Source organism: Roseovarius sp. D22-M7, assembly GCF_037083785.1.
In the GTDB taxonomy this organism is placed as follows: Bacteria; Pseudomonadota; Alphaproteobacteria; order Rhodobacterales; family Rhodobacteraceae; genus Roseovarius.
In genome coordinates, this window is the sequence record NZ_JBAPKY010000050.1 from 1 (window position 1) to 25,824 (window position 25,824).

Below are 25,824 nucleotides of genomic sequence, written 5' to 3' on the forward strand. Positions count from 1 at the left end.
CCAGCACCTCGCCCGCCTTCGGGCCGTCAAGCTCCACCTCCATAACTTCGAGCGGCTTGCCAGCCTCGACCGCGACAGCAGCACGTGTGCGCATGATATCCCCCTTTCGCTATGATTTGCGTCGACTCTGCGGGAAACCGGGCGCGGGTGCAATACGCCGCGGCGACTCGACTCCGCGCGTCGGCTGACCTAGATTTGGAACAAATAGCGAACAGTTGCTGCCATGCCTCCCCGCCGTATCCTGTCTGTCTGGTTTCCGCGCCTCGGGGCAGAGCGTCTTCTGCGGCGTCGCTTTGATGCCGGCCAGCGGCCTTTCGCGGTGGTGGCCGATGACGGCCAGCGGCAGGTGCTGAGTTCGCTGTCGTCCGCCGCCGAGGCCGCGGGGCTGGTCGTCGGGCAACCGCTGCGCGAGGCGCATGCGCTGTGTCCGGATCTTGCCACGCAGGTGCAGCACCGCGCCGCCGAGGCCGGGTTCCTGCACGCGCTCGCCCGCTGGGCGGACCGCTTTTCACCGCTGGTGGGCGAGGAAGGCGCGGACGGGCTGCGGCTCGACATCACCGGCTGCGCGCATCTTTTCGGCGGCGAGATGGCGCTGATCGACAGCCTGACCGAAGAGGCCGCCGATCTGGGCCTGTCGGTGCGCTGCGGGCTGGCCGATACGGTGGGCGCGGCCTGGGCGCTGGCGCGGTTCGCGGATCGCGGGCTGGCGCCGGGGCGGCCGGGCGACGCGATCGAGCAGGAGGCCCGCGCCACCCGCGCCCGCGCCGCACAGCGGCGGCACTGGCAACGGGCCACGCCGGAGGCAGGCGGGCCGCATACCGCCCGGATCGCGCCGCCGGGGCAGATGCACAGCGTGCTGGCGCCGCTACCGGTGGCCGCCTTGCGCCTGCCCGACAATGTGCTGGCGGATCTGGGGCGGCTGGGGCTGCGCCGGGTCGGCGACCTGGTGGGCCAGCCGCGTGCCGCGCTGGCCCGGCGCTTCGGCCCGGAAGTGACGCGCCGCCTCGACCAGGCGCTCGGGCAGGTGCCGGAACCGGTCTCGCCCGGCCGACCGCCGCCGCGCTTCGCCACGCGGCTCAGCCTGCCCGATCCCATCGGCCTGCACGCGGATATCTGCGCCGGGCTGGCGCGGCTGGTCCCGCGGCTTTGCGCGATGCTGCGCGAGGCGGGGCAGGGCGCGCGGCATCTGCGCCTCGAGGCGTTCCGCACCGATGACAGCCTGCAGGTGCTCAACCTGCGGCTCGCCCGCCCGAGCCATGCGCCCGAGACCATCCAGCCGCTGCTGGAGGCCCGGATCGACGGCATCGACGCGGGTTTCGGCATCGACGTCCTGCGGCTCGAGGCGCTGGTGACGGAACCGATGGCGGCGCGCCAGGTGCGCAGCCCGGTCCATGACGGCACGCCGGCCTCCGGCACCGAGGCCCGCGCGGCGGCACTCGCCGACCTGGTGACCCGGCTGGGCGGGCGCATCGGGCTCGAGGCGATCACCCGGCATCATCCCGCTGAAAGCGCGATTCCGGAGAAATCCGCGCTGACCCTTGCCGTCGCGTGGTCCGACCCCGCACCGGGGCCGTGGCCGCTGCCGGATCTTGCGCGACCGGTTCTGATGTGGCGGCCAGAGCCGCTGCGCGTCCTGCGCGAGGCGCGCCCCTGCGCCGCCTTTCACTGGCGCGGCCGGGCGCACGAGGTCGCAGGCTCGATCGGGCCGGAACGCATCGCGCCGGAATGGTGGCTCGACGATCCCGAATGGCGCAGCGGACTGCGCGATTACTGGCAGGTGGTCACCACCCGCGGCGAGCGATTGTGGCTGTTCCAGGCCTTCGGTGCACAGATTTCGGGCGGCTGGTTCTGCCAGGGCCGCTTCGGCTGACGGGGCCGGCCGTGAAAATGGCTTGATTCCGTGCGGCTTTGGCGCGACTCTTGGGGACATGAATTATCACTCTTCCGGCCCGGTGCCCGGCCCCGATCCCGCGCCCCACGACCAGGTGGCGTTCCAGCGCGACGAGCTTGGCGTGATCCTGTCGCTTTACGGGCGCATGGTGGCGGCCGGTGAATGGCGCGATTATGGCATTTCCTGCCTGCGCGAGGTCGCCGTGTTCGCGGTCTTTCGCCGCACCGCCGAACATCCGCTCTACCGGATCGAGAAACGGCCCCGCCTGCAAGGCAAACAGGGGCAGTATTCGGTGATCGGCATGGATGGCCGGATCCTGAAGCGCGGCCATGACCTGCGCACGGTGCTTCGGGTGCTCGACCGCAAGCTTATCCGCGCGGTGGACTGACCACGCGCCGCCGCCCCAGGACCGGGCCGTCGCCCTGCGCCGCGATCCGTGCGATCGCCTCGGACATGGGCTCGAACGCGACGGCCATGTGATGCGCGTTGGCGTGCAACAGCGTGTCCGGCCCCGCGACCCACGCCACATGCCCGCGCCAGAACAGCAGGTCGCCGCGCCGCAGGTGCGCGTCCTCGGTCAAGGCCGCGCCGAGGCTTTCCATCTGCGGGCCGCTATCGCCGGGACAGGGCAGGCCGCAAGCCAGGCACCCCGCCTGCACCAGCCCCGAACAGTCGATGCCGAACGCCGAATCGCCGCCCCAGAGATAGGGCGTACCCAGATAAAGTTCCGCGACCGCCACCGGGTCGTGGTCGCAAGTATCCACCGGGGCGAGATGCACGCGCGGCACGAAGCCTTGCAGCGTCTCGGCAAAGCGGCCCTCTTCGGACATGACACATAGTCGCGCGCCGTGGCTGAGGCCGAAGCGCTCGTGCGTCTTGAAATCGGCCCCCTCGTAGATATGCGTGGCGCGGGCGCTCACCCGGTGGGTGACGGTCCCGGCCCCAAGTGCGGCGCGTGGCACGACCCCGGCATAACCGTCGCGCAGCGCGGTGACCTCGGCCCAGCCGCCGGTCTCGTGGTGCAACGTCACCGCCTCGCCCATCCGCAATTGCCGGTCGCGCGGGCCGCCGGGGCCGCGGCGCAGATCGACCAACGGCTCGGCGACGAGAAGTGTCTCGCTCACAGCGACAGCACCTCCGGCAGCGCCTCCAGCAGGGCGCGCGCGCCCATCCCGACCCCGCCCTTGGGCCGGGCCGGGGTCGGGGTAGCAGACCAGCCATAGATGTCGAAATGCGCGTAAGGCCGATCCCCGGCAAAGCGGCGCAGGAACAGCGCCGCGGTGATCGCGCCCGCGAATCCGCCCGAGGGCGCATTATCCAGATCGGCGATCCCCGGCTCGATCATCGTCTCGTAGGGGGTGTGGAACGGCAGACGCCAGACCGGATCGGCGACCTTCGTCGCGCCGGTCTCGAGCGCCGTGGCGAAAGGCGCGTGATCGGTGAAGAACGGCGCGATATCGGGCCCGAGTGCCACGCGCGCCGCCCCGGTCAGCGTTGCCATCGACACCATCAGGTCGGGCGCATCCTCGGCCCCGTAGGCCAGCGCATCGGCCAGCACCAGCCGGCCTTCGGCATCGGTGTTGTTGATCTCGACGGTCGTGCCGCCGCGGGCGGTCAGGATGTCGCCGGGACGGAAGGCCGAGGCGCTGACAGAGTTCTCGACCGCCGGGATCAGCACCCGCAGGCGCAGCGGCAGGTCGAGCGCCATGATCATCCGCGCGAGCCCCATGACCGTGGCGGCCCCGCCCATGTCCTTCTTCATCAGCCCCATGGAACTGCCGGGCTTGAGGTTCAGCCCGCCGGTGTCGAAACACACGCCCTTGCCGACCAGCGTCAGGGTGGGGCCGGTATCGCCCTTCGTGCCGTGCCATGTAATGTCGATCAGCCGCGGTTCCTCGGCGGCGGCGCGCCCGACCGCGTGGATCAGCGGAAAGTTCCCGGCGATCAGGTCCTCGCCGTGATGGCAGGTGATCTGCGCGCCGAAATCCCGGGCGAGATCGACGCAGGCCTCTTCCAGCGCCTCGGGGCCCAGATGGTTGGCCGGTGTGTTGATCAGGTCGCGCGTCAGCTTCTCGCCGGCCGCGATCACTTCGAGCCGGGCGGCGTCCACCCCCTCGGGCGCGATCAGCCGGGCGCGCACCGGGGATTGCGCGTGGTAGCGGTTGAAGCCGTAATGCGACAACAGCCAGCCAAGCGCCTCGGTCTCGGCATCGGCCGGTGGCAGTCCTTCGACGGCGTAGGTACCCTCGGGCAGGGCGGCGGCGATGCCCGCGAGGTGGAAGCGCCCACGCACGCGGGCCGCTTCGTTGCCGTAGCCGCCCACGGCCATGGCGATGCCGCCTTCGGCGTCAGGCACTACCACCGTGCGGCCAAGCGCGCCGGTAAATTCCGTCGCGCGCAGCCACGCCGCGACCTGCGGCGGCTGCGCGTCGACGAAAGCGTCGCAATCGGCCTCGGCGATAAGGTGCAGCGGGATCGCGGGTGTTCCGGGGGTGGCGAATGTCAGGCTCATCGGGGGCAACCTCTGCATTGGCTGTTTCCCGTCAGCCTAGCCGCCTGCGCGCCACCTGCAACCCGTCAAATCCGACTTTCCGGCAACAGCCTCAGTACGAGGTGCCCTGCACGTCCCAGATCTCGCACAGCGAGCGTTCGCCGATCCGCAAGAGCCGGGCGAAGGTCGCGCCGAGCGCGACGTGATCGCCCGCGTCGATGCTTGCCGTCACATCCCCCGCAACCCGGGCCAGCAGCGACATGCCGATCTGGTCGGCGATCGCGATCAGGCTGCGGCTGCTCTTGCGCATGTCCTCGATGCGCCCCTCGCGGTGGCAGCGCTCGGCGTGGCTGAGCCGTGCCGCCAGTTCCTCGAGCGCGCGGCAGACGATATCCTCGGCCCCGGTTTCGCCCAGTTGATCGAAAAGCGCATCGAGCCTGTCCGGATCGAGCCGCACGCGTTCTTCCTGTTTCAGTAATGTCACCTGGTTCACTGTCTCACCCGATTTGTTTGTCGTTGCGTCCCACGCCACACAGAATGCCCCGGGCAAGGTTCCCAAACGGTTTAGACGGGGGCAAATTTTCCCTCGAATTCGACACGATTCCCCGGTATCGAGCCGTGACAGCCGCAAGATCCGGAGCCGGAATGAAACACGCCCGCCCGCTGCCCACCTACCTTGTTCACCGCTACCACGGCTGGAAGGCGACGACCTATGCCGACAACCAGGCGTGGTATCGCCACCTCGCGGATCAGGGACAGCATCCCCGCGCGATGGTCATCTCGTGCTGCGATTCACGCGTTCACGTGACCTCGATCTTCGGCGCGGACCAGGGCGAGTTCTTCATTCACCGCAACATCGCCAACCTCGTCCCGCCATTCGAAACCTCCGGCGGCCAGCACGGCACCTCGGCGGCGCTGGAATACGCGGTTACCGCGCTGAAGGTGGCGCATCTGATCGTCATCGGCCATTCCGCCTGCGGCGGCGCGAAGGGCTGCCAGCAGATGTGCGCGGGCACCGTCCCCGAGCTCGAGCTCGAGACCAGCTTCGTGGGACGCTGGCTGCAGATCCTGCGCCCCGGCTACGAGCGGGTGCGCGACATCGCCGAGCCCGCGACGCAGTTGCGGGCGCTGGAACAGCAGACAGTGGTCGTCTCGCTCGACAACCTGATGAGCTTTCCTTTCGTGGCCGACCGCGTCACCGACGGCACGCTGACGTTGCACGGGTTGTGGCACGATATCGGGTCGGGCGGGCTGGAGCAGTACGACGCCGCGCAGGACCGTTTTCAGCCGCTGTGATCCGCGGCGGGTACCGGGCCCGGCGGCGGCGCCGGAATTTCGAGTATTTTCGGAAAGATGAAGCCCCGCGGCGCGCCGCAAGCCCCGCGGGGACCGCGTGTCAGGCGGCCGTTGTTTGCGTGTCGAACCGACCGTAGAAGGTCTGGTTGCGCTCGGCCATCTCGCGCAGCAAGTCGGGTGTGCTGAACCGGCGGCCGAATTCCTCGGCCAGCTGATCGCAACGCTCGGCGGCATAGGGCGTGCCGATGATGTCGAGCCACGAGAACGGCCCGCCCGACCACGGCGCGAAGCCCCAGCCGAGGATCGCGCCCACGTCGCCCTCGCGGATATCCTCGAGCACGCCCTCTTTCAGCGCGCGCACCGCCTCGAGCACCTGCGCGAACATCAGCCGGTGCTGGACGAGCGTCAGGTCGGGTTGCTCAGGCGCGCGGGGGAATTTCTCGGCCAGACCGGGCCAGTAGCCGAGCCGCTGGCCCTTGTCGTCATAGTCGAAGAACCCCGCATTGGCCTTGCGCCCCAGCCGGCCTTCGCCCTCCATCCAGAAGATCACCTCGTCGACGGCGGCATCCGGGTAGTCGTCGCCCATGGCGGCCTTCGTCGCCCGCGCGATCTTGGCGCCGAGATCGATAGAGGTCTCGTCGACCAGTTGCAGCGGCCCCACGGGGAATCCCAGCTGCCGCGCCGCGTTGTCGATCAGCGGCGGGGCCACGCCTTCGGCCACCATGCGGATGCCCTCGTTGAGGTAGGGGATGATGCAGCGATTGGCGTAGAAGAACCGCGCATCGTTGACCACGATCGGCGTCTTGCGGATCTGGCGCACGAAATCGAGCGCCTTGGCGACCGCGCGCGGCCCGGTCTTTTCGCCCTTGATGATCTCGACGAGGTTCATCTTCTCGACCGGCGAGAAGAAGTGGATGCCGATGAAATCCTGCGGCGTGTCGCTGGCGCGGGCCAGTTCGGTGATCGGCAGCGTCGAGGTGTTGGTCGCGAAGACGCAGTCGCCGCCCACCTCGGCGAGAGCCTTTTGTGTGGCCTCGGCCTTGACGCCGGGATCCTCGAACACCGCCTCGACGATCAGGTCGCAGCCATTGAGGGCTGCGTAATCGGTGGTGGCGGTGATCCGGTCGAGCGTCGCCTGTTTGCTGTCCTCGGTGGCCTTGCCGCGCTTGATCCCCTTGTCCATGTAGTCGGCGGTGTAGGATTTGCCCTTGTCGGCCGCCTCCTGTTTCTGGTCGAGCAGCACCACCTCGATCCCGGCCTGCGCCGAGACCAGCGCGATGCCCGCGCCCATCATCCCCGCTCCCATGACGCCCAGCTTTCGGACGGTCTGGTCCGGGGCCTCGGGGCGGTTGGCGCCCTTTTCCAGCGCCTCCTTGTTGATGAAGAGCGAGCGGATCATCGCGGACGAGCTGGGGTCCATCAGCACATGCGTGAACCAGCGCGCCTCGATCTTCAGCGCGGTGTCGAAGGGCACCAGCGCGCCCTCGTAGACCGCCGACAGCAGCGCCTTCGCGGCCGGGAACGCGCCTTGCGTACGGCCATTGACCATTGCCGAGGCGCCCACGAAGGTCATGAAGCCCGCGGGATGATAGGGCGCGCCGCCGGGCATCTTATAGTCCTTCTCGTCCCAGGGCTTGACGATCTTCGGCCCCGACAGGACCCATTCGCGGGCCTTTTCGATCAGTTGATCGGCGGGCACGACCTCGTCCACCACACCGGCCGATTTGGCCTTTTTCGGATCGTTGAGCTTGCCTTCCAGCAGCAGCGGCGAGGCCGCCATCGCGCCCAATTTGCGCACCAGCCGCGTGGTCCCGCCGGCACCGGGAAAGATACCGACCATGATCTCGGGCAGGCCGATCTTCGCCTTGGGATTATCTGCGGCAAAGATCCGGTGACAGGCGAGCGGTATCTCCAGCCCGATGCCGAGCGCCGTGCCGGGCAGGGCTGCGGCGATCGGCTTGCCGCCCTTGTTGCGGTCATCCATGCCCGCGCGCTCGATCTTGCGCAGGATGGCGTGCATGCCCATGACGCCGTCGAACAGCCCGCGGGCGGGCTCGTCGCCTGCCTCGTCGCGCATCCGCGCGATGGCGTTGAGGTCCATGCCCCCGGCAAAGCTGCCCTCTTTGCCCGAGGTCAGGATAACGCCCTTAACGGCCTCGTCTGCCAGCGCGTCGTCGATCAGCGCCTCGAGATCGGTGAAGCCCTGGCGGGTCATCACGTTCATCGATTTGCCGGCCACGTCCCAGGTGATGATCGCGACGCCGTCGGCGCCCTTTTCCATGGTGAAATCAGTGGTGAAATCGGTCATTGTCGCAGTCTCCCCGTTCAAACGCGTTCGATGATCGTGGCCGCACCCATGCCGGACGCCACGCAAAGCGTGGCAAGCCCGGTGCCCTTGCCGGTGCGCTCCAGCTCGTCCAGCAGCGTGCCTATGATGATCGCGCCCGTGGCGCCCAGCGGATGGCCCATGGCAATGGCGCCGCCATTGACGTTGAGCTTGGCGTGATCGACGTCGAAGGCCTGCATGAAGCGCAGCACCACCGACGAGAACGCCTCGTTCACCTCGAAAAGGTCGATATCGCCGATCGCCATGCCGCTGTCGCGCAGCGCCTTCTCGGTGGCGGGCACGGGGCCGGTCAGCATGATCGTCGGATCGGTGCCGATCTTGGTGGTCTGGCGGATGCGCGCGCGTGGCGTCAGGCCCCATTTCTCGCCGAACGCTTTTGAACCGACGAGCACCGCCGCTGCCCCGTCCACGATTCCGCTGGAATTGCCGGCGTGGTGGATGTGGGCGATCGCCTCGAGATGCGGGTATTTCAGCTTGGCCACGGCGTCGAAGCCGGGCATGTTCTCGCCCATGTCCTTGAAGCTGGGCTTCAGGCTGCCGAGCGACTGCATGTCGGTCTCGGGGCGCATGTGCTCGTCGCGGTCGAGGATCGGCAGACCGTTCTGATCGCGGATGCCGATCATCGAGCGGTCAAACCGATGATCCTCCCACGCCGCGGCGGCGCGGCGCTGCGATTCGACGGCAAAGCCATCGGCGTCGTCGCGCGAAAAGCCGTATTCGGTGGCGATGATATCGGCCGAAATGCCCTGCGGGACGAAATAGCTCTCCATCGCGATCGAGGGGTCGACGGCGATCGCCGCGCCGTCGCTGCCCATGGCGACGCGGCCCATCATCTCGACCCCGCCGGCGATGTAGCCGTCGCCGGCCCCCGCGCGCACCTGGTTGGCGGCAAGGTTCACGGCCTCCATGCCGGATGCACAGAAACGGTTGATCGACAGGCCCGGCACCCGCTCGTCGAGGTCCGAGGCCAGCACGGCGGTGCGCGCAAGGCACCCGCCCTGCTCCTTGACCTGCGTGGCATTGCCCCAGATCACGTCCTCGACGGCGTGGCCCTCAAAGCCGTTGCGCGAAATCAGCGCATTCAGAACATGGGCGGAAAGGCGAGGCGCGGTGACCTCGTGCAAGGCACCGTCGATGCGGCCCTTGCCCCGCGGGCTGCGCACGGCGTCGAAGATATAGGCGTCGGTCATGTCGGTCTCCTTGGTCATTGGCGGTCGGACGGGTTGCCGGGCATCAGGTCATAGGGGTGCTTCCACCCCGGAAGGCGCTCGATATTGCCGAGCCACCGGTCGATCTCGGGCCAGTCGGTACGCGCGAACCCGAACGGTTCTGGGTAGAAAAGATAGCCGCAGCAGCTCAGATCCGCGTTCGTCGGCGCGTCGCCCACGATCCAGTCGCGCCCGTTCAGGTGGGTGTCGAGCGCGGCATAGGCGGACCTCAGCCGGCCCTGCATGAAGGCGATCACCTCTGCGGGGCGCTTCTCCTCGGGCAGGAAATTCATCAAGAACCGCGTCATGCCCGCCTGACCGCTGAGCTTGTGATTGTCCCAGAACATCCAGCGCATCACCTCGCGCGCCTCCTCGGGCGTGGCGCCGCCGAACTTTCCCGTCATCTCCGAAACGTACATCTGGATGACCCCCGATTGCGTCAAGGTGGCCGCGCCATCCACCAGCACCGGTACCTCCCCCATGACGTTGAGGTCGCGAAACGCGTCCTGCCGCGTCTCGCCGCCGAAGAAGTCGACGAAGACCGGTTCCCAGGCGGTGCCCGAAAGCTCCAGCGCAAGCGCCGCCTTGTAGGCATTGCCGCTTTCGCCGAAGCAGTAGAGTTTCAGGGTCATGGGCGTCCTTTCGGGCGTTTGTCTCTGACGGTGTGCGTCGGATTCGAGTATTTTTGGAAAGATGAAGCTGAAAAAAGTTTACCGGATATAAACTTTGACGTGTTGTTCTCGCGGACGCGGTACAGGCTGGAGAGCCGTTGGCCGTGAAAGGTGAAGCCTTGTTCCGGTGCCTGATGCCTGTCGGCCCGCGCATCGGGCAGGGTGGACCTGTCCCATTCATCTTTCATGAAATACTCCCGCCGGAGGCATCCGACATCGGCCGTTCGCGCGACAGACAGGCAGTCTTTCCTTGGCGTCGTGCCGGTCATGACCGGACCTTTCCTTTCGCGACCGGCCCGCCGCGCCACTCAGCCGGCTGCGCTGGCGAATTGCTCGGGCTCCAGCGCCATAACGGTATCCGCGCCGGTCCGGATGCGCGCCAAGTGCGTGGCTGTCATCGGTAGGTGCCGGCTCATGTAGTGCCGCCCGGTGGCGAGCTTGGCCTCGAGGAAGGCCGTGTCGCCGCGCCCCTCGTCAACCCCGGCCTTCGCGGCTTTCGCCATGCGCGCCCACATCAGTCCCAGGCAGACATGCCCGAAGAGGTGCATGAAATCATACGATCCAGACAGCGCATTGTTCGGTGCCTTCATGCCGTGCTGCATGAAATAGGTGCCCGCCGCCTGCAGGTCCTTCGAGGCTGCCTTCAGCGGGTCGAGGAACTGCGCGTCGAACTCGGCATCCTGGCCGGCATTGTCCTTGATGTAGCCCTTCATCAGGTCGAATACCGCCATGATCGCCTTGCCGCCGTTCTGCGCCAGCTTGCGACCCACGAGGTCGAGCGCCTGGATGCCGTTGGTGCCCTCGTAGATCATGGTGATCCGGGCGTCGCGCACGAACTGCTCCATCCCCCATTCGCGGGTGAAGCCAGACCCGCCCAGCGTCTGCTGGGCCAACACCGTCGTCTCGAACCCCTTGTCGGTCAGGAACCCCTTGATCACCGGCGTCAGCAGCGAGATCATCTGCTCGGCGTCCGCGTCTTCGGCGCGAACATGCGCGTCGATCATCGAGGCCCCCCAGAAGGTGAAGGCGCGCGCGCCCTCGACGAAGGCCTTCTGATCCATAAGGTTGCGGCGCACGTCGGGGTGCACGATGATCGGGTCGGCGGGCTTGTCGGGGGCTTGCGTGCCGGTCACGTCGCGCCCCTGCAGCCGGTCGAGCGCGAAGCCGAGCGCGTTCTGATAGGCCACCTCGCCCTGCGCATAGCCCTGCAGCCCGACCCCGAGCCGCGCCTCGTTCATCATCGTGAACATCGCGCGCATCCCCTTGTGCGGCTCGCCCACGAGGTACGCGGTGGCACCGTCGTAGTGCATCACGCAGGTGGCGTTGCCGTGAATGCCCATCTTCTCTTCCAGTCCGCCGCAGGACAGCGCGTTACGCTCGCCCAAGGAGCCATCCTCGTTCACCAGGAACTTGGGCACGATGAAGAGCGAGATCCCCTTCACCCCGTCCGGCGCATCGGGCAGCTTGGCCAGCACCAGGTGGATGATGTTGTCGACCATGTCGTGCTCGCCGGCCGAGATCCAGATCTTCTGCCCGCTGATCTGGTATGTGCCATCGTCCTGCGGCACCGCCTTGGTGCGGATGAGGCCCAGGTCGGTGCCGCAATGCGGCTCCGTCAGGTTCATCGTGCCGCCCCATTCGGAACTGACCAGCTTGGGCAGGTAGGTCCGTTTCTGCGCGTCCGATCCGTGGGCATGGATGGCGTTGTAGGCGCCATGCGTCAGGCCCTGATACATGTTGAACGCCATGTTGGAGGCCGAGAACATCTCGCCCACCGCCGTCGAGATCAGGTAAGGCAGGCCCTGCCCGCCATAATCCGGGTCGCAGTCCAGCGACGTCCAGCCGCCCTGCCGCACCGTCTCGAACGCGGCCTTGAACCCTTCGGGCGTGCGCACCACGCCGTTCTCGAGGGTGCACCCTTCACGGTCACCCACCGGGTTGAGGGGGCTGAGAACCTCGGACGCGATCTTCCCGGCCTCGTCGAGGATCGCCGCGGTGAAATCGCGGTCGAGTTCGTCATAGCCGGGGATGCTGGACGCCGAGATGTTCAGCACGTCGTGCAGGACGAATTGCATGTCGCGGGTGGGTGCGGTGTAGCTTGGCATGTGTCTCTCTCCCTGGGACGGGTGTCGGGCCGGGTCGCGTCCGGATCATTCGGCGGCGTCGTGGTTGCGTTTCGAAGAGGCGAGCATGCGCTCGCCCCAGCTTATCTGTTCGCGCAGCTCCGAGATCGCGGTCTCCAGCTCGTCGCGCTGCGTCTCCATCTCGGCCAGACGGGCCTGCGCCACCTCGTGGGCGCGGGCGATCTGGGTGTGCTGCTGATCCCCCTTTTCATAGAGGTCGAGCAGCTGCCGCAATTCCTCGAGGCTGAACCCGAAGCGCTTGCCGCGCAGGATCAGCTTCAGCCGCGCCCGGTCGCGCCGGGTGAAAAGGCGCCTTTGCCCCTGTCGCGTCGGCGACAAAAGCTCCTTCGCCTCGTAGAACCGCAGGGTGCGCGCGGTCACGTCGAACGCGTCGCACATCTGCCGTATGGTCATGACGTCTTCTGTCATCGTTTCGTCCCCATCGCATATCGGTGCCACCGAAATGCGCCAGGCACTGCCCTGATACAACACCCCCGCCAGTTGACGTAAGTACAACGTCACGTCACTTTGTCGTTGACGTAAGATAAGCCAAGGTCAGGTTGCGTCGCGGGAAACTTCTTTGCCTCGACCATCCCGGCGGCGGCCCGGTAGCGTCAGCGCGCAACCGGGTCAGTCAAGGCTGGCGGCGGTCTCGTCGCGCAACTGCTTGAGCTCCGTCATCGCCTCGTCGAGCTGACGGCGCTGTTCGGCCAGTTCGTCAAGCTGCCGGTCGGCCAGCGCGACCCAGCTCCGCATCTGCGCCTCGGTCCCCTCGCGTTCGTAGATCAGCAGCCATTGCCGGATATCCTCGAGCGAAAACCCGAATTTGCGCCCGCGCAGGATCAGCGTCATGCGGGCGCATTCCCTTGGTCCGTAGATGCGCGTCCGGCCGTTGCGTTCGGGCTGCAACAACTCGATATACTCGTAATAGCGCAGGGTGCGCGGCGTCACGTCGTATTTCGCGCACATTTGCTTGAAGCTGAGTCGCGTCTCGGCCATCACGCCCCCCCGATCGTCAGGCTTTGATGATCGCGCGTGTCCGCCGCGGCGTCAATGGCACGGGTCCCTTGGCCCGGCCTCAGTTCAGAAAGCCGGGCGCGAGGAAGTAGAATCCGTAGGCCATGATCAGCGCCGGCACCGCAGAATAGACCGTCGCCAGCACCGCCGCGCGCGGGTTGATCGCGATTGCCGGGAACAATGCGTCACCATCGTTCGAGATCGCGTTGCCCAGAAGCGCCGAGAACGGGATCAGCCCGTTGATGTACAGCGTCGTGACCAGCACCTGCGGCCCGCAGCCCGGCACGAAGCCGATCACGATCCCGATCAGCGGCAGCAGCGGCGCGACCGTGGCGAACATCGCCTCGAGATCCAGCCCGCCATAGGCGGCGAGGTAATCATAGGCCAGGTACGCGCCGATCACCCAGACAGAGATGAACGAGGTCTCTTCGGCCATTCGGGTGACCGGCGCGTCGGCGCTGTTGGTCATCGCCTGCAGCGGCGAGGTGGCCCAGATCGCAAGGCCGATGGCGGTGCCCGCAAGTCCCACGACCAGCACCGGCATCTCGCCGTAGATGGCGCCAATATCGGCTCCGGTCAGCTGGGTGATGCCCATGACCAGCCCGGGCACGGCCGCGGCCAGGAACACCATGTCGCGGCGTCGCACCTGACCGATCAGCGGCACGAGGTGGCCGTCCTCGGACTTGCCGGACAGCGGCGGCGCCAGCCGCAGCGTGTCGATCAGCCAGCCCGACAGGACCCCCACGGTGAAGGACAGCGGCAGCACCACCGCCGCCACGTCGGGCCGTGTCGCGATCAGCAGGAAGGCTGCGTCGCCCATCGTCGCGGTCAGCGTCGCCACGACGGCGCCGAAACTGACATGGCCCGAACTGTAGGCGGCGACCACCACGACCGCCCCGCCGCAGCCCGGCGTCGCGCCCATCAGCGCCGCAAGCGGCACCTGTGCGCTGCGCGCGCGGCTCAGCGCCTCGCCGATGTTATACCTGAACACCCGCTCGGAACCATAAAACAGCAGAAGCGTCGCGGCGACGAAGGCCGAGACCTGCAGATAGGCATCCACCATCAACTCCCGCGTCAAGGCGCCGAAGCCGCCGGGCACGACCGCAAAGGCCAGCAGCAGCAGCGCCACCAGCGCCCGCTTCGGCCGAAGCGGACGGCCAAGCGCTGTCATACTGCCATATGCGCCGGTATCGATGCTCATCGCGGGGGTGCCTTTCGTGATTTTGCTAATCATTCTCAATTGCGGAAATAGGGGGTTGAAGCATGGCTGTCAAGATCGAATAAAGCGGGGTGGGCACGGGCCCTCCCGCAGGACCGCAGCGAGGCGAGATGACCGACACCGATCCGGCACGAAAATTCATGGAGGCGCTGCCGCATGCGCGCGCGCTCGGCCTGCGCCTGGTGCAGATGGGCGACGGCACCGCCGAGATCGAGATGGATTACGACACCCGCCTGATCGGCGACCCCGAAACAGGCGTCATCCATGGCGGCGCCGTGTCGGCGCTGATGGATACCTGTTGCGGCGCCGCGGCGATGAGCCATCCGGCCTCGCCCGGCGGCACCGCCACCATCGGACTGCGCATCGACTACATGCGCCCCGCCACCCCCGGCCAGACGATCCGCGCCCGCGCCGAATGCTACCACGTGACGCGCTCGGTCGCCTTCGTGCGCGCCCGCGCGGTCGATGACGACGAGGCCCGGCCCGTGGCCGCCGCCGCCGGCAGCTTCACCGTGGAGGGCGGATGATGGCGCGTCCCCGTCCCGACCCCGTGCAGGTCGTGAAAGAGCGTCGCGATGCCGCGCTGCGCGCGCTGGTCGCGGGGGTGCCCTATATCGGGTTTCTCGGCGTGGCGTTCGAGCGGCGCGGCGACGAGCTGACCGGCGTGATGCCCTTCGACGAGAAGCTGATCGGCAACCCGATCCTGCCGGCGCTGCATGGCGGCGCCACGGCGGCGTTCCTCGAGATCACCTCGATCATCGGTCTCAGCTGGGGGATGCTCTGGGACGACGTCGAGAGCGGCGCGGTGGATCTCGAAACCCTCAAGGCCGGCCGCCTGCCGCGGCTGCCCAAGACCATCGATTTCACCGTGGATTACCTGCGCTCGGGGCTGCCGCGAGACGCCTATGCGCGCGCGCAGGTCAACCGGTCGGGGCGGCGCTATGCGAGCGTTCATGTCGAGGCGTGGCAGGACAATCGCGGGCGCCCCTTCGCGCAGGCGACTGGCCATTTCCTGATGCCGCGCCGCGATGACTGAGACCGCCCGCGCGGTCACCCATGCCCGCGTCCTGAAGATCGCTCTGCCGATCGTCATCTCCAACGCCACGGTGCCCATCCTCGGCGCCGTCGATACCGGCGTCGTGGGCCAGCTGGGCCAGGCCGCGCCAATCGGGGCCGTCGGCATCGGCGCGGTGATCCTCACGGGCATCTACTGGATCTTCGGGTTCCTGCGGATGGGCACCACCGGCCTGACCAGCCAGGCGCTTGGCGCGGGGCAGGTGGGCGAGGTCGCGGCCCTGCTGACCCGCGCCCTGATGATCGGTTTTGCCGCCGGCGGGGCGGTGATCGCGCTGCAGGTGCCGGTCTTCTGGGCGGCGTTCAAGCTCGCGCCCGCCAGCGCCGAGGTCGAGGGGCTGGCGCGCGAGTACCTCGCGATCCGGGTCTGGTCGGCGCCGGCGATGATCGCGATCTTCGGCATGACCGGCTGGCTGATCGCGCAGGAACGCACGCGCGCGGTGCTGGCGATCCAGGTGCTGATGAACGGCGTCAATATCGGGCTGGACCTGTGGTTCGTGCTGGGGCTCGACTGGGGTGTGGCCGGGGTCGCGCGCGCCACGGTGATCGCCGAATGGGGCGGGCTCGCGCTTGGCTTCTGGTTCTGCCGCGATGCCTTCGCGGTGCCGGCATGGCGCGACTGGCCGCGGGTGTTCGACCCTTTGCGGCTGCGCGTGATGGCGGCTGTGAATACAGATATCCTGCTGCGTTCGCTGATGCTGCAGGCGATCTTCATCTCGTTCCTGTTCGTGGGCGCCGATTTCGGCGACGTGACGCTGGCGGCGAATCAGGTGCTGTTGCAGTTCCTGCACATCACCGCGCATGCGCTCGACGGCTTCGCCTTCGCCGCCGAGGCGTTGGTGGGGCAGGCCTACGGCGCGCGAACAGCAAGTGGCCTGCGGCGCGGCGCGGTGATGACCAGTACCTGGGGCCTTGTGGTCTGCGGCCTGCTGGCAATCGGCTTTGCGGGGTTCGGGGGCGCTATCGTCGATATCATGGCCAAGGCCCCCGCGGTGCAGGTCGAGGCGCGCGCCTATCTCGCCTACATGGTCGCCGCCCCCGTCCTTGGGCTTGCCGCATGGATGCTTGACGGGGTGTTCATCGGTGCCACCCGCTCGCGCGACATGCGCAACATGATGGCCGTCAGCCTTGCGGTCTATGTCGTGGCGGCGGCAATCCTGGTGCCGGGATTGGGCAATCACGGGCTGTGGCTGGCACTGCTGATCAGCTTCATCGCCCGCGGCGTGACCCTCGGGCTGCGCTACCCCGCGCTGGAGCGTGGCGCGGGGCCGGGGTGAGGGATGCGCTTGACTCGAAGATCTCGGTCCTTGCGCGGAATCGAGGCGCGAATGCGCCGCCGCGCAGCGCCCGACCGCCCTCTTGGGCGGGGGCTTTTGCAACCCCGCAATCCCGCAGCACGGTCGCAAGACCTTGCCACCATAAAGCGTGTCGCACGCGCGTTTCGGCGCCCACCCGGCGGTCGGGGGCGGCGCGGCCTACACTCCGATGACCGGCCCTATTCCCGGGTCCGCAGCCGTGTCCGCTGCACGATCATCACCGTCAGCAGCGGCAACCCGACGGTCAGCACGGTGACCACGATCAGCAGCATCCCCAACTCGGAATAATCCGCCGGCGTCGTGACCTCGCCGGTCTCGGGATCGGTCACCTTCCGGGTGACCACGAACACCTCGTTGAGGTACTTCGTCAGCAGCGAGCTTGCCGACAGCGCCAGGTTGGTGAACGACGCCATGACCGCAAAGAACGTGGCCTTGAGGTCATTCGGTGCGTTGCGCGCGATCCAGGCCAGCATCGGGATCATCGCGATCTGCCCCAAAGGCGATTCGATCGCCGTGTCGATGATCGCGATGAAGCGCGCGTCGGCCACCCCGCCGGTGAGCGGCGCGGTGATGTCCTGGATGCCGTAATACAGCCCGATATTGGGCAGCGACAGGATCCCGCTGGCGAGCGTCAGCAGCACGACGATGTAGACGATCGGCCGGTTGGCCATCAGCGGGCGCAGCACCACCATCCCGACCAGCGTCAGCACCGAGGTGATCAGCGACAGGATCGACTGGAACTGCTGATCAAAGCCCAGCACGTCGATGGTGAACCAGGTGTAACCGTCGCCGGGGCGCGGCACCGCGCGAAAGATGAAGATCACCAGCGCCGTGCCCACGAGGGTGCGCGCCTGCGCGGGCTCAAGCACCGCGATCAGCTGCCGCATCAGAAGCAGCACGATCGCCATGGACCCGACGAATATGATCTCCTGCCCGTAGGGAATGTCGCTCAGCCCCACGGTCAGCGAGATCGCCACGAAGCCCGCCCCGCCGATGAAATACCACGGGTTCGGCGTCGTGTCCTCGTCGGGCCGCTCGAACAGCGCGTCGGCCTCGGCGGGGTCCAGCCCGCGCCGGATCATCCCGCGTCTCAGGCGGATCTTCTGGATGCCGGCCAGCACAACGCCCGAGACCGACACCACCGGGATCGCCAGCGCGCAAAGATAGATCGTCGCGTAGACGTCGCGCTTGGCGGCTGCGTCCATCGCCTCGATGCCGGAAAACAGCGTGATGTTGATCGCGGCCACCACCACCGTCCCGAGGATCAGCGCGAAGCGCCCCAGCGTCTGCATCGTGGTATGCATGGCGCGCGACTGCTCCAGCCCGATCTCGTGGCCTTCGGCGTCGAGGCGCGGCACCGCCTCGACCGACATCGCGTCGGCCACTGCGTCCTGCACCACGAGGCCGCAGGGCGCCAGCAGATACGAGGTGATGTACCACGCGCTCATCGGCATGATCGCTGTCATCATCTCGGTCTGCGTCAGCACGAGGTACATGATGAAGACCGACAGTCCGACCAGCCCCGCGCCGAAATAGACCAGCAGCCATTTCCAGCGCCAGATGATGTCCACCAGATGCCCCAGCGGCATCTTCAGCGCCCAGGGCAGGCCCGCCCAGAAGGCCAGCCCCGCAAGGTAGGCCGCCGACAGATCGAGGTATTCCTTCACGAAGAAGGTGCCGACGATCATCGTCAGCCCCGAGAACCCGGCGGCGAAATAGACCATCAGCGGTGGGAGGAAAGTCCAGCGCATCTGCCGGCCCAGATCGAACACCACCGCGTCGATCCAGTTGGTGACCCGCGCCGTCGCAGTCATCGCGCGGCCGCCGCCGCCGGCCAGTGCGAGGCGCTCTCGAACAAGGACGTCACCAGGATGTCCAGCATCTCCACCGGCAGCATCAGCAGCATCTTGGGCGCGGTGATCGTCAGATGCACCGGCCCGAGTGCGGCGTTCGAGGTGCCGACGCAGCCGTCAGGGGCGAAATTCAGGCCCCCGATGGGCCATTGCAGCCCGTCGGACGCCCCTTCGACCGCGCCCATCGGGAACAGCGACACGCGGCACCCGGCCGCCAGCGGCAGGTGGATCGCGGGCGGGCACAGCACCATCAGGTCGGTCTCGCCCAAGAGGATGCAGCGTTGCGCGGGATGACGCACGAGGGTGTTGCACGCCGCCATCTGGTGATCCAGCCGCGCGCCGCAGAACCCGACACCCAGCAGCAGCGGCGCGGTGACGCGGCGCAGGCACTTGTCGAAATCGGTGCTGTCCTGGTCGGCCATCGGATGCAGGGTGGCCGGGTCGAGCCGCGCGCGCGCCTCGTCTGAAATGCTGTCGAAATCGCCGAACACCGCCCGCGGCGTGACGCCGTGGTCCAGCGCGCGATCCGCGCCGCTATCGGCGGCGACGATCTCTGTGGCGTGGCGCAGGGCCGCGTCGAGCAGAGCGGCCGATACAGGCACCCCACCGATCAGCGTGACCGGCGTCTTGGAATGGACAGTCATTTTCTCGCGCCCCTTATCGTCTCGTTAACCGGCCGATGACACATTCCGACCACGAAATGGTACGTTTAACACCAAGAAATCGTGCCGCTTCAATCCATTCCGGCATGGTAAATCAAAGACGGTTTCGTAAAAAGGGTGGTCATGCGACATGGCGGGATGCAGCAAGACGCTTTCGATCTCCTATGGTGGGTTTCGCTGCACGCTCGACGGGTTCGAGGATCCGTTGCAGACCATGACGGCGATTCTCGACTATCTCCGCTATCTCGAGGCGATCGCGGGCGATACCGGCGTCGCGCCGGGCACGCCGGATCTCGACATCCTGACAGGCATCGCCGCGCGCGGGCTCGAGGACAAGGTGGAGGCGCGCGAGCAGGGCGGCGGCTTTCACCTGCGGGTCGCCGGGACGGGTGGCGCCGTTGCGCCGGACACCCCGCGGCCTGACGGGCAAGAGATCCCCGAAACCCGATCCGCCGGGGCCGCCTGCGCGACCGCCGCGCGGGTGCTGCGGATCCGGCGGGCGGATCTCGACCGCCTCGTGGATCACGGTGTGCTGCATGACGACGCCGGCCCCGCCTGCCAACGCGCCGACAGCACCCTGCCGCCCGAGGCCGAGATCGCCCTGCAGCGCGACCTCGCCCGGATAGAGGCCGGGGAAACCCCGGACGCGCCACCGGACGCGCCACCAGCGGACGATCTGTCGCGGATTTTCGAGGAAACCGACAGTCACCTCGGCGCCCCGGCCGCCAGCCGTCGGCGCAACGCGATCCAGCACCTGCGCGCCGCCCTTGCCGCGAGCCGGGCCCAGACACGGCCCGCGCCGCAGCCGCGCCGCGCGCGGGACGAGGCGTCGCAGGGCCACGTGCCGCGCGCCATCGCGCGCCAGCGCGGCACCCCGCCCCGCATGGCCGGGCGCCGGTCCGCGCCGCTCCACCTCGGAACCGAGCAGCGCGTCGATGCCCCGCAAGACGCGCCGCCCGAGGATTTCGCCACCTTCGTCGGAAGGGCAAATCCCACCGGCCTGCCCGCCCTCATCGAGGCTGCGGCGGCCTACATGACCGATTGCGACGGGCAGCCGCGGTTCTCTCGCCCGCTGCTGATGGAAAAGCTGGACCTGATCGGCGTTGCCGACACGCGCGAGGACATGCTGCGGGCGTTCGAGAGTCTGTTGCAGGCCGGGAAGCTGCGCAGATGTTCCGACGGGCGCTACGCGATCACCGAAAGCACCGGCTTTCGCGCCGCGCCGCCATAGGCTCCGGGAAAACCGCCGCGATCAGCCGCGGAACCCGGTCGCGACGACGAATTTCTCGGAACTGTCAGAGCGGGACGCGGGCGGCTTGACGTTGGCCACCTTCGTGAAACGCTGTTTCAGAAGGGTCTGCAACTCGCCCTCGGCGCCCCCCGCAAGCACTTTCGATACGAAGGTGCCGCCCTCGTCGAGCACGTCGAAGGCCAGATACGCGGCGGCCTCGCACAGCGCCACGATGCGCAAATGGTCGGTCTGCTTGTGCCCCGAGCTTGATGCCGCCATGTCCGACATCACCACATCGGCGGCGCCGTCCAGCCACGCCTTGACGCGCTCGTCGGCGCTGTCTTCCATGAAATCCAGCTGGTGCAGCTCGCAGCCGGCGATTGCCTCGACCTCCTGCAGATCCACGCCGATGATGCGGCCCTGCGCCTTGCCGCGCTTGTCGCCAAGCGCATTGATCCGCGGCACCGCCACTTGGCACCAACCCCCCGGCGCGCAGCCCAGATCGACGACCCGCGCGCCCGGCACCAGAAAGCGGAAGCGATCGTCAAGCTCCATGATCTTGTAGGCGGCGCGGCCGCGATAGCCCTCGGCCTGCGCGCGCTTGACGTAAGGATCGTTGAGCTGCCGCTGCAGCCAGCGGGTCGAGGACGCGCGCCGCCCGCGCGCCGTCTTGACCTGCACCGTCAGGTCGCGCTGTCCGCGCCCCGAGGTGTTCTTGCCATCGGGTCCCTTGGCCATCAATCCGTCCCGTCCTGCAACACGCCGCTGGTCGCCATCTGCGCGTAAAGCATACCCTCGCGCAACCCGCGATCGGCGACCGACAGCCGGTCAGTGGGCCAGCACCGCAGCAGCGCCTGCAGGATCGCGGCCCCGGACATGATCAGCGCCTGCCGGTCCTGGCCGATGCGCGGATCGTTGCGGCGCCCCGCCGGACCCAGCGTCAGGTAGCTGCGGATCACCTTGTCGATCTCGTCGCTGGTCATGGTCAGCCCGTCCACCTTGTTGCGGTCGTACCGCTTGAGGCCGAGATGGCTGGCGGCCACGGTCGTTACCGTGCCGCTGGTGCCGACGATCTGGAACCCCTCGCGGGCCTGTTCGTCCTTGTAGGGGGCGAATTCCGCGAGGTTCTCCTCGAAGAACCAGCTCATCAGCGCGAAGCGCGCGCTGTCCTCCATCACGTCGTGGAACTGGTCGCGCAGCGTCGCCACGCCCAGCGGCACGCTGATCCAGTCGACGACCTTGGCCGTCGGCCCCGCATCCGTGCACTGGAACCCCAGATGCATGCGCGCGATGGCGCGCCGGCGCTCGGCGGGGGGCACGTCGCGCAGGTCGATCCACACCAGCTCGGTCGAGCCGCCGCCGATATCCACGACCAGAAGCTGCTCGGTCCGCGAACTGACCAGCGGCGCGCAGGACACCACCGCCAGCCGCGCCTCTTCCTCGGGGGTGATGATGTCGAGCTTCAACCCCGTCTCGCGCTCGACCCGCTGCATGAAATCCATGCCGTTGACCGCGCGGCGGCACGCCTCGGTTGCGACCAGCCGCATGTGCTCGACCTTGTGGCGGCGCAGCTTTTGCCGGCAGACCCGCAGCGCCTGGATCGTGCGGTAGATCGATGCGCGCGACAACCTGCCGGAGCGTTCCAGCCCGGCGCCAAGCTGAACGGTCTTGGAAAAGCTGTCCACGACCTTGAACTGCGCGCCCTCGGGTCGGGCGATCAGCATGCGGCAACTGTTTGTTCCCAGATCCAGCGCCGCGTATAGCGGCAAATGATCCGGCAGGGTCAGTGCGGGGCTCTCAACCGGTTTCGGGAATGCGCCCGCACTTTCGGGACGCTTGGGCGCCATGACGACACGCCCTCCATTTCTAGTTGCGTCCAATCTAATCTCATCGGGGCTGTCGTGCAAGCGCCATGCAAGCCCGGCAAGGTGCCCGAGCGCAAACGCCGTTCAGCGGGCCTGCGCGTGGTATTCGGGATTGGGCCGCATCCCGGTGGCCGAGGCGACGCGGTTCGTCATGTTGAAGAACCCCGCGACATTGGCGATGTCCCAGATGTCGCGGTCGGAAAACCCGGCCTCGCGCAGCGCCGCGCGGTCGGCCTCGACGATCTCCGACGAGGCCTTGGTGATCTTCTCGGCGAAGGCCAGCATCGCCGTCTGGCGCGCATCCAGCGGTGCCGCGCGCCAGTTCATCACCATCGCCTCGCCCAAGGCCGGCTCGCCGGACAATTGCCGCACCGCCGCGCCATGCGCCACTTGGCAATACCAGCAGCGATTGATCGAGCTGACCACGACCGCGATCATCTCGCGCTCCAGCTTGCTCAGCCCGCTTTCGGCCAGCATCAGGTCGTTGTAGATCGCGGTGAAGGCGTTCAGCTTGTCGACATCATGCGCGTAGGCCTTCAGCACGTTGGGCACCATGCCCAGCTTTTCCTCGCAGATGTCGAAATAGCGCTGCGTGTCCTCGGGCAGCGGCTCGACCACCTGCAGGTCGAGCGCGGTGGTCCGGTCGGTTTCGGTCATGGCGCGGATCCTTTCACGTCGTCCTTCACGCGGTAATGATAGCCCCCGGCATGCGCGAACCCCATCCCGGAATAAAGCCCGTTCGCCGCGGCGTTGGCGGTCGTGCACAGCACCGCGAGATGTTGCGCGCCGTGGCGCGCGGCCCAATGCGCGGCCTCGATCATCATCCAGCGCCCCAGACCCGCGCGCCGGTGGGTGGGCCGCACCTCGAGCGCGTGCACCACGGCGATATGGTCATCAACAGCGACAAAGCCCGCGGCGGCGGGACGGTTGTCATGACGCCCGAAAAGCCCGGTCTTCGGCCCCTCCACGCGCTCCATCACCGCCACGCGGTCGGGGCCGATACCGCCCTCGGCCCAGATCTCGCGCATGATTTCCAGCGGTTCCCAGACGCTGAAGGTGGTGACGCGCGGTGGCGTCTGCACGGTCAACGCATCGATGGGGGCCACGTGGATATTGGTCGGATCGACGACGCGGTAGCCCCGCGCGGCGAGATCGGCGTCGAGGGCCTCGTCGCCCGCGCGGATGCGGAACAGCACGTCCTGCCCCAGATCGCGCATCTCGTCCTCGGCGCGGGCCAGCTCTTCCGCGTCCAGCGCGCGCGTCGCGGTCGCCGCCGACACGCGCTTGCCGCCGCCGCGCCCTTCGCGGATCGTCGCCGGCCCGTGAGCCTCGATGCCCGCGGGCGGCCACGTGGCCTCGGCCGCCGCGAGGACCGCGCGCGTCTCGGGGGTCATGCGCCGACCATCGCCGCAAGCTCGGCCATCGCGGCATCGACGCGCGCGCCGTCGCTGCCGCGCACCACGATGTTCACCCCGTAGGCGCCACCCCGCATGTAGGGATACGACCCGAAGGACAGGTCCGGGTAGCGTTCAGACAAACTACGCAGCGGCCCGGCGATATCGCCCTCGCCACGCGCCACGTCGACCGATTGCGACAGGACCGGCGCACCGCCGGTGATGGTGGGCAGGACCGAGGCCACCATCGCCTGGAAGATCGTCGGTACCCCGGCCATCACGTGCACGTTCTCGAGGGTGAATCCGGGGGCCGCGCTGATCGGGTTCTCGATCAGCGTGGCCCCCTCGGGGATGCGCGCCATGCGCAGCCTTGCGTCGTTCAATTCGAGGTCGCGCGCCGCGTAATGCGCGGCGAGCACCGCGCGCGCATCCTCGCGCACGCCGATGGACCGGCCAAAGGCACGCGCCACGTTGTCGGCGGTGATGTCGTCATGCGTCGGCCCGATCCCGCCCGAGGTGAAGACCACGTCATGCGCGGCGCTCAGGGCTTGCACCGCCGCGACGATGGCGTCCGCGTCGTCACTGATCACCCGCAGCTCGCGCAGATCGACACCGGTGCGGGTCAGCTCGCCCGCAAGGTAATGCATGTTGGCGTCGCGGGTCCGGCCCGACAGGATCTCGTCCCCGATGACAAGCATGGCGGCGGTGGGGTTGGGCATGGCGCGGGCCTTTTTCCGGTGACGGCGATTGGCTTCGGTATAAGCGTGGCGCGGGCGCTTTCAAACCCCTTCCCGCCCGTGGCCCGGCGCAGTTTCGCGTTGCCCGGTCGCATGGCTCATGCCTGTGGCGGGATCGGCGCCGCCTTGGGGTCGATGCCGTGCGTCTTCAGCAGGTGGTCGAGCAGCCCGCCCGCATCGGGCAGCCCGCCGGGCCGCCCCGCCAGGAAATCGCGGATGCGCCGACCGTAAAGATGGATCGACAGCGTCCGGTCTGTCAAGAACGCTTCGGCCTGCGCGCGCTTGCCCGGCTTGAACATCTGCCGCCGGTTCCGGAACGGCACCGGGTAAAGCACCTCGCGGTCGAAGGCATGCGCGGCCTCGCCGGTGCGCCGCAGCCAGGCGGTGATCGCGTGCGGGCCCCACGTGCCCCAGGGCAGGTCGCCGACATGCACCGGATCGCCGGCCTCGGCGCGCGCCCGCAGGCGCGCCTTCGCCGCGTCGCCGTACCAGAAGGGGATGGCGTACTCGTCCCCGGTCATCGCCAGCAGACCGGCCAGCGCCGGGCTGTCCGGCGGCAGGCCCAGCACCCCGCCGTTGATATGATGCGCCGATTCCCAGCCGAAGAAATGCCCCGTGGCGCTGGTGAAGGGGCGCAGGCAATAGGCATCCGTGTCGGCCCAGATCACGCCGGCGCGCTGGCCCAGCAGGTGATAGCGAAACACGTCCGAGAACAGCGCCATGCTGCCGGTGCGCGCATGGCTGATGAACCGCTCACGGTCGAGGATCGTGCGCCCGTGGCACAGCACCGCCCCCGCGGGCACGTTCGACAGCGCGCCGTAATGATAAAGCGTCACCGCATGCCCGGCATCGAGGAAGGACCGGATGCAAAGTTGCTCGACATAGCTGAGCGGGCCCTCGACCCACAGCATCGCGATCTCGTAATCTGGTGTCATGTCCGTGCCTGCCCGCGCCTGCCGTGTCCCGCTCTTATTGGGGGATAGTGAAGTTTCCGCAAACGCCAAGCCCGGATTCTCACCGCGACCGGTCTTGCCGCGCGGGGGCACCGCATTCTGCGGGCCACCCCCCTTCGCGCCAGCGGTCCCGTGGACGACACCATCACCTGCCGGGGCATCCGTTTTCCCGCCGACGCCCGGATCATCACCGCGAAAGTGGCGCGGCGTCTGCGCCGCGACATGTACGAGACCCCCGAGGTGACCGCGCTTTCGAAGGTCCTGCGCCCCGGCGACCGGGTGCTGGAACTGGGCGCGGGGATCGGCTTCCTCTCCAGCGTCGTGGCGCGCGGCCTTGACGTCGCGCAGATCACCCGCGTCGAGGCCAATCCGCGGCTTTACGCCCTTGGACGAAGCCGCTCGCGCGGCATTGGCGCCCGTTTCTGGCGTTCGGGACTGATCGCTACTTTGTGCATTTGGGAATGCGGGCACCTGCC

At 67.9% G+C, this 25,824-nt stretch carries 26 protein-coding genes and 1 pseudogene; 8 read left to right on the top strand and 19 right to left on the bottom strand.

Annotated elements, in window-relative coordinates; translation table 11 throughout:
• The first annotated feature begins 223 nt into the window (after window positions 1–223).
• Together V8324_RS17140 and V8324_RS17145 are read left to right on the top strand one after the other, a co-directional pair.
• Complete coding sequence (locus V8324_RS17140; RefSeq protein WP_336421135.1) at window positions 224–1,870, top strand: Y-family DNA polymerase; 1,647 nt, start codon at window positions 224–226, stop codon at window positions 1,868–1,870.
• A gap of 58 nt (window positions 1,871–1,928) precedes the next feature.
• Complete coding sequence (locus tag V8324_RS17145; protein WP_336421136.1) at window positions 1,929–2,279, top strand: DUF2794 domain-containing protein; 351 nt, start codon at window positions 1,929–1,931, stop codon at window positions 2,277–2,279.
• On the opposite strand, the gene V8324_RS17150 is transcribed toward V8324_RS17145, so the two are convergent.
• The 3 genes from V8324_RS17150 to V8324_RS17160 all read right to left on the bottom strand — a co-directional run bounded on the left by V8324_RS17150 (window position 2,260) and on the right by V8324_RS17160 (window position 4,875).
• Window positions 2,260–3,015: a C40 family peptidase gene (locus V8324_RS17150; RefSeq protein WP_336421137.1), complete on the bottom strand. Its 756-nt coding sequence runs from the start codon at window positions 3,013–3,015 to the stop codon at window positions 2,260–2,262. The genes V8324_RS17145 and V8324_RS17150 overlap by 20 nt on opposite strands.
• Window positions 3,012–4,403 (bottom strand): leucyl aminopeptidase family protein, encoded by a 1,392-nt coding sequence (locus V8324_RS17155; protein WP_336421138.1) that lies wholly within the window; start codon window positions 4,401–4,403, stop codon window positions 3,012–3,014. Before V8324_RS17155 ends, V8324_RS17150 begins: the two co-directional genes overlap by 4 nt.
• A 91-nt stretch (window positions 4,404–4,494) precedes the next feature.
• Window positions 4,495–4,875 (bottom strand): hypothetical protein, encoded by a 381-nt coding sequence (locus tag V8324_RS17160; RefSeq protein ID WP_336421139.1) that lies wholly within the window; start codon window positions 4,873–4,875, stop codon window positions 4,495–4,497.
• A 152-nt stretch (window positions 4,876–5,027) separates the two neighbouring features.
• Here V8324_RS17160 and V8324_RS17165 point away from each other — a divergent pair, with 152 nt between their 5' ends.
• The gene (locus tag V8324_RS17165) at window positions 5,028–5,678 is read left to right on the top strand and encodes a carbonic anhydrase (protein WP_336421140.1); all 651 of its coding nucleotides are present in this window, start codon (window positions 5,028–5,030) and stop codon (window positions 5,676–5,678) included.
• A 100-nt stretch (window positions 5,679–5,778) separates the two neighbouring features.
• Here V8324_RS17165 and V8324_RS17170 read toward each other — a convergent pair whose 3' ends face one another.
• The 8 genes from V8324_RS17170 to V8324_RS17205 all read right to left on the bottom strand — a co-directional run bounded on the left by V8324_RS17170 (window position 5,779) and on the right by V8324_RS17205 (window position 14,245).
• Window positions 5,779–7,986: a 3-hydroxyacyl-CoA dehydrogenase NAD-binding domain-containing protein gene (locus V8324_RS17170; RefSeq protein ID WP_336421141.1), complete on the bottom strand. Its 2,208-nt coding sequence runs from the start codon at window positions 7,984–7,986 to the stop codon at window positions 5,779–5,781.
• Between the two features lie 17 nt (window positions 7,987–8,003).
• Window positions 8,004–9,215 carry an acetyl-CoA C-acetyltransferase gene (locus V8324_RS17175; protein ID WP_336421142.1) on the bottom strand — a complete coding sequence of 404 codons (1,212 nt, stop codon included), beginning with the start codon at window positions 9,213–9,215 and terminating at the stop codon, window positions 8,004–8,006.
• A gap of 14 nt (window positions 9,216–9,229) precedes the next feature.
• The gene (locus V8324_RS17180) at window positions 9,230–9,865 is read right to left on the bottom strand and encodes a glutathione S-transferase family protein (protein ID WP_336421143.1); all 636 of its coding nucleotides are present in this window, start codon (window positions 9,863–9,865) and stop codon (window positions 9,230–9,232) included.
• Window positions 9,862–10,173, bottom strand: coding sequence for a hypothetical protein (locus V8324_RS17185; RefSeq protein ID WP_336421144.1), 312 nt, complete (start codon window positions 10,171–10,173; stop codon window positions 9,862–9,864). Before V8324_RS17185 ends, V8324_RS17180 begins: the two co-directional genes overlap by 4 nt.
• Window positions 10,174–10,212: 39 nt before the next feature.
• On the bottom strand, window positions 10,213–12,009 hold the full coding sequence (locus tag V8324_RS17190; RefSeq protein ID WP_336421145.1) for an acyl-CoA dehydrogenase C-terminal domain-containing protein: 1,797 nt from the start codon (window positions 12,007–12,009) through the stop codon (window positions 10,213–10,215).
• Between the two features lie 45 nt (window positions 12,010–12,054).
• A complete protein-coding gene (locus V8324_RS17195) occupies window positions 12,055–12,456 on the bottom strand; it encodes a MerR family transcriptional regulator (RefSeq protein ID WP_336421146.1) in 402 nt (133 codons plus the stop codon).
• Window positions 12,457–12,657: 201 nt separating this feature from the next.
• A complete protein-coding gene (locus tag V8324_RS17200; RefSeq protein ID WP_336421147.1) occupies window positions 12,658–13,026 on the bottom strand; it encodes a MerR family transcriptional regulator in 369 nt (122 codons plus the stop codon).
• Between the two features lie 79 nt (window positions 13,027–13,105).
• The gene (locus V8324_RS17205) at window positions 13,106–14,245 is read right to left on the bottom strand and encodes a putative manganese transporter (protein ID WP_336421148.1); all 1,140 of its coding nucleotides are present in this window, start codon (window positions 14,243–14,245) and stop codon (window positions 13,106–13,108) included.
• Window positions 14,246–14,373: 128 nt separating this feature from the next.
• On the opposite strand from V8324_RS17205, the gene V8324_RS17210 reads away from it, so the two are divergent.
• From V8324_RS17210 to V8324_RS17220, 3 genes are read left to right on the top strand one after another with little or no spacing between them, the layout of a single operon-like run.
• Entirely contained in the window at window positions 14,374–14,790 is a 417-nt protein-coding gene (locus V8324_RS17210) for a PaaI family thioesterase (RefSeq protein ID WP_336421149.1), read from the top strand.
• Window positions 14,790–15,299 (top strand): PaaI family thioesterase, encoded by a 510-nt coding sequence (locus V8324_RS17215; RefSeq protein WP_336421150.1) that lies wholly within the window; start codon window positions 14,790–14,792, stop codon window positions 15,297–15,299. Before V8324_RS17210 ends, V8324_RS17215 begins: the two co-directional genes overlap by 1 nt.
• Window positions 15,292–16,614 carry an MATE family efflux transporter gene (locus tag V8324_RS17220; protein WP_336421151.1) on the top strand — a complete coding sequence of 441 codons (1,323 nt, stop codon included), beginning with the start codon at window positions 15,292–15,294 and terminating at the stop codon, window positions 16,612–16,614. The genes V8324_RS17215 and V8324_RS17220 overlap by 8 nt, the downstream gene beginning before the upstream one ends.
• 218 nt (window positions 16,615–16,832) lie before the next feature.
• Here V8324_RS17220 and V8324_RS17225 read toward each other — a convergent pair whose 3' ends face one another.
• Window positions 16,833–18,467, bottom strand: a complete 1,635-nt coding sequence (locus tag V8324_RS17225; RefSeq protein WP_336421152.1) for a hypothetical protein — start codon at window positions 18,465–18,467, stop codon at window positions 16,833–16,835.
• A complete protein-coding gene (locus V8324_RS17230; RefSeq protein WP_336421153.1) occupies window positions 18,464–19,150 on the bottom strand; it encodes a thiamine diphosphokinase in 687 nt (228 codons plus the stop codon). Before V8324_RS17230 ends, V8324_RS17225 begins: the two co-directional genes overlap by 4 nt.
• Window positions 19,151–19,298: 148 nt before the next feature.
• On the opposite strand from V8324_RS17230, the gene V8324_RS17235 reads away from it, so the two are divergent.
• A complete protein-coding gene (locus tag V8324_RS17235) occupies window positions 19,299–20,399 on the top strand; it encodes a hypothetical protein (RefSeq protein WP_336421154.1) in 1,101 nt (366 codons plus the stop codon).
• Between the two features lie 21 nt (window positions 20,400–20,420).
• Here the strand turns inward: V8324_RS17235 and V8324_RS17240 are convergent, their stop codons facing one another.
• From V8324_RS17240 to V8324_RS17265, 6 genes are all read right to left on the bottom strand, one after another.
• The gene (locus tag V8324_RS17240; RefSeq protein WP_336421155.1) at window positions 20,421–21,137 is read right to left on the bottom strand and encodes an RlmE family RNA methyltransferase; all 717 of its coding nucleotides are present in this window, start codon (window positions 21,135–21,137) and stop codon (window positions 20,421–20,423) included.
• Entirely contained in the window at window positions 21,137–22,246 is a 1,110-nt protein-coding gene (locus tag V8324_RS17245) for a Ppx/GppA phosphatase family protein (protein WP_336421156.1), read from the bottom strand. Before V8324_RS17245 ends, V8324_RS17240 begins: the two co-directional genes overlap by 1 nt.
• 102 nt (window positions 22,247–22,348) lie before the next feature.
• Entirely contained in the window at window positions 22,349–22,921 is a 573-nt protein-coding gene (locus V8324_RS17250) for a peroxidase-related enzyme (RefSeq protein WP_336421157.1), read from the bottom strand.
• Entirely contained in the window at window positions 22,918–23,658 is a 741-nt protein-coding gene (locus V8324_RS17255; protein WP_336421158.1) for a GNAT family N-acetyltransferase, read from the bottom strand. The genes V8324_RS17250 and V8324_RS17255 overlap by 4 nt, the downstream gene beginning before the upstream one ends.
• Complete coding sequence (locus V8324_RS17260) at window positions 23,655–24,377, bottom strand: competence/damage-inducible protein A (protein ID WP_336421159.1); 723 nt, start codon at window positions 24,375–24,377, stop codon at window positions 23,655–23,657. The genes V8324_RS17255 and V8324_RS17260 overlap by 4 nt, the downstream gene beginning before the upstream one ends.
• Window positions 24,378–24,493: 116 nt before the next feature.
• Window positions 24,494–25,330: a hypothetical protein gene (locus V8324_RS17265; RefSeq protein ID WP_336421160.1), complete on the bottom strand. Its 837-nt coding sequence runs from the start codon at window positions 25,328–25,330 to the stop codon at window positions 24,494–24,496.
• Between the two features lie 150 nt (window positions 25,331–25,480).
• Here V8324_RS17265 and V8324_RS17270 point away from each other — a divergent pair.
• Window positions 25,481–25,824, top strand: a pseudogene (locus V8324_RS17270) (hypothetical protein); the annotation flags it as partial.

Excerpts from the sequence above, each read along its gene's own strand:
- V8324_RS17185 (WP_336421144.1), bottom strand. The coding sequence starts at position 10,173 with ATGACCGGCACGACGCCAAGGAAAGACTGCCTGTCTGTCGCGCGAACG.
- V8324_RS17170 (WP_336421141.1), bottom strand. The coding sequence starts at position 7,986 with ATGACCGATTTCACCACTGATTTCACCATGGAAAAGGGCGCCGACGGC.
- V8324_RS17175 (WP_336421142.1), bottom strand. The coding sequence starts at position 9,215 with ATGACCGACGCCTATATCTTCGACGCCGTGCGCAGCCCGCGGGGCAAG.
- V8324_RS17265 (WP_336421160.1), bottom strand. The coding sequence starts at position 25,330 with ATGACACCAGATTACGAGATCGCGATGCTGTGGGTCGAGGGCCCGCTC.
- V8324_RS17235 (WP_336421154.1), top strand. The coding sequence starts at position 19,299 with ATGGCGGGATGCAGCAAGACGCTTTCGATCTCCTATGGTGGGTTTCGC.
- V8324_RS17140 (WP_336421135.1), top strand. The coding sequence starts at position 224 with ATGCCTCCCCGCCGTATCCTGTCTGTCTGGTTTCCGCGCCTCGGGGCA.
- V8324_RS17195 (WP_336421146.1), bottom strand. The coding sequence starts at position 12,456 with ATGACAGAAGACGTCATGACCATACGGCAGATGTGCGACGCGTTCGAC.
- V8324_RS17165 (WP_336421140.1), top strand. The coding sequence starts at position 5,028 with ATGAAACACGCCCGCCCGCTGCCCACCTACCTTGTTCACCGCTACCAC.
- V8324_RS17180 (WP_336421143.1), bottom strand. The coding sequence starts at position 9,865 with ATGACCCTGAAACTCTACTGCTTCGGCGAAAGCGGCAATGCCTACAAG.
- V8324_RS17210 (WP_336421149.1), top strand. The coding sequence starts at position 14,374 with ATGACCGACACCGATCCGGCACGAAAATTCATGGAGGCGCTGCCGCAT.
- V8324_RS17250 (WP_336421157.1), bottom strand. The coding sequence starts at position 22,921 with ATGACCGAAACCGACCGGACCACCGCGCTCGACCTGCAGGTGGTCGAG.
- V8324_RS17230 (WP_336421153.1), bottom strand. The coding sequence starts at position 19,150 with ATGACTGTCCATTCCAAGACGCCGGTCACGCTGATCGGTGGGGTGCCT.
- V8324_RS17205 (WP_336421148.1), bottom strand. The coding sequence starts at position 14,245 with ATGAGCATCGATACCGGCGCATATGGCAGTATGACAGCGCTTGGCCGT.
- V8324_RS17145 (WP_336421136.1), top strand. The coding sequence starts at position 1,929 with ATGAATTATCACTCTTCCGGCCCGGTGCCCGGCCCCGATCCCGCGCCC.
- V8324_RS17245 (WP_336421156.1), bottom strand. The coding sequence starts at position 22,246 with ATGGCGCCCAAGCGTCCCGAAAGTGCGGGCGCATTCCCGAAACCGGTT.
- V8324_RS17240 (WP_336421155.1), bottom strand. The coding sequence starts at position 21,137 with ATGGCCAAGGGACCCGATGGCAAGAACACCTCGGGGCGCGGACAGCGC.
- V8324_RS17220 (WP_336421151.1), top strand. The coding sequence starts at position 15,292 with ATGACTGAGACCGCCCGCGCGGTCACCCATGCCCGCGTCCTGAAGATC.
- V8324_RS17155 (WP_336421138.1), bottom strand. The coding sequence starts at position 4,403 with ATGAGCCTGACATTCGCCACCCCCGGAACACCCGCGATCCCGCTGCAC.
- V8324_RS17225 (WP_336421152.1), bottom strand. The coding sequence starts at position 18,467 with ATGACTGCGACGGCGCGGGTCACCAACTGGATCGACGCGGTGGTGTTC.
- V8324_RS17190 (WP_336421145.1), bottom strand. The coding sequence starts at position 12,009 with ATGCCAAGCTACACCGCACCCACCCGCGACATGCAATTCGTCCTGCAC.
- V8324_RS17255 (WP_336421158.1), bottom strand. The coding sequence starts at position 23,658 with ATGACCCCCGAGACGCGCGCGGTCCTCGCGGCGGCCGAGGCCACGTGG.
- V8324_RS17200 (WP_336421147.1), bottom strand. The coding sequence starts at position 13,026 with ATGGCCGAGACGCGACTCAGCTTCAAGCAAATGTGCGCGAAATACGAC.
- V8324_RS17260 (WP_336421159.1), bottom strand. The coding sequence starts at position 24,377 with ATGCCCAACCCCACCGCCGCCATGCTTGTCATCGGGGACGAGATCCTG.
- V8324_RS17215 (WP_336421150.1), top strand. The coding sequence starts at position 14,790 with ATGGCGCGTCCCCGTCCCGACCCCGTGCAGGTCGTGAAAGAGCGTCGC.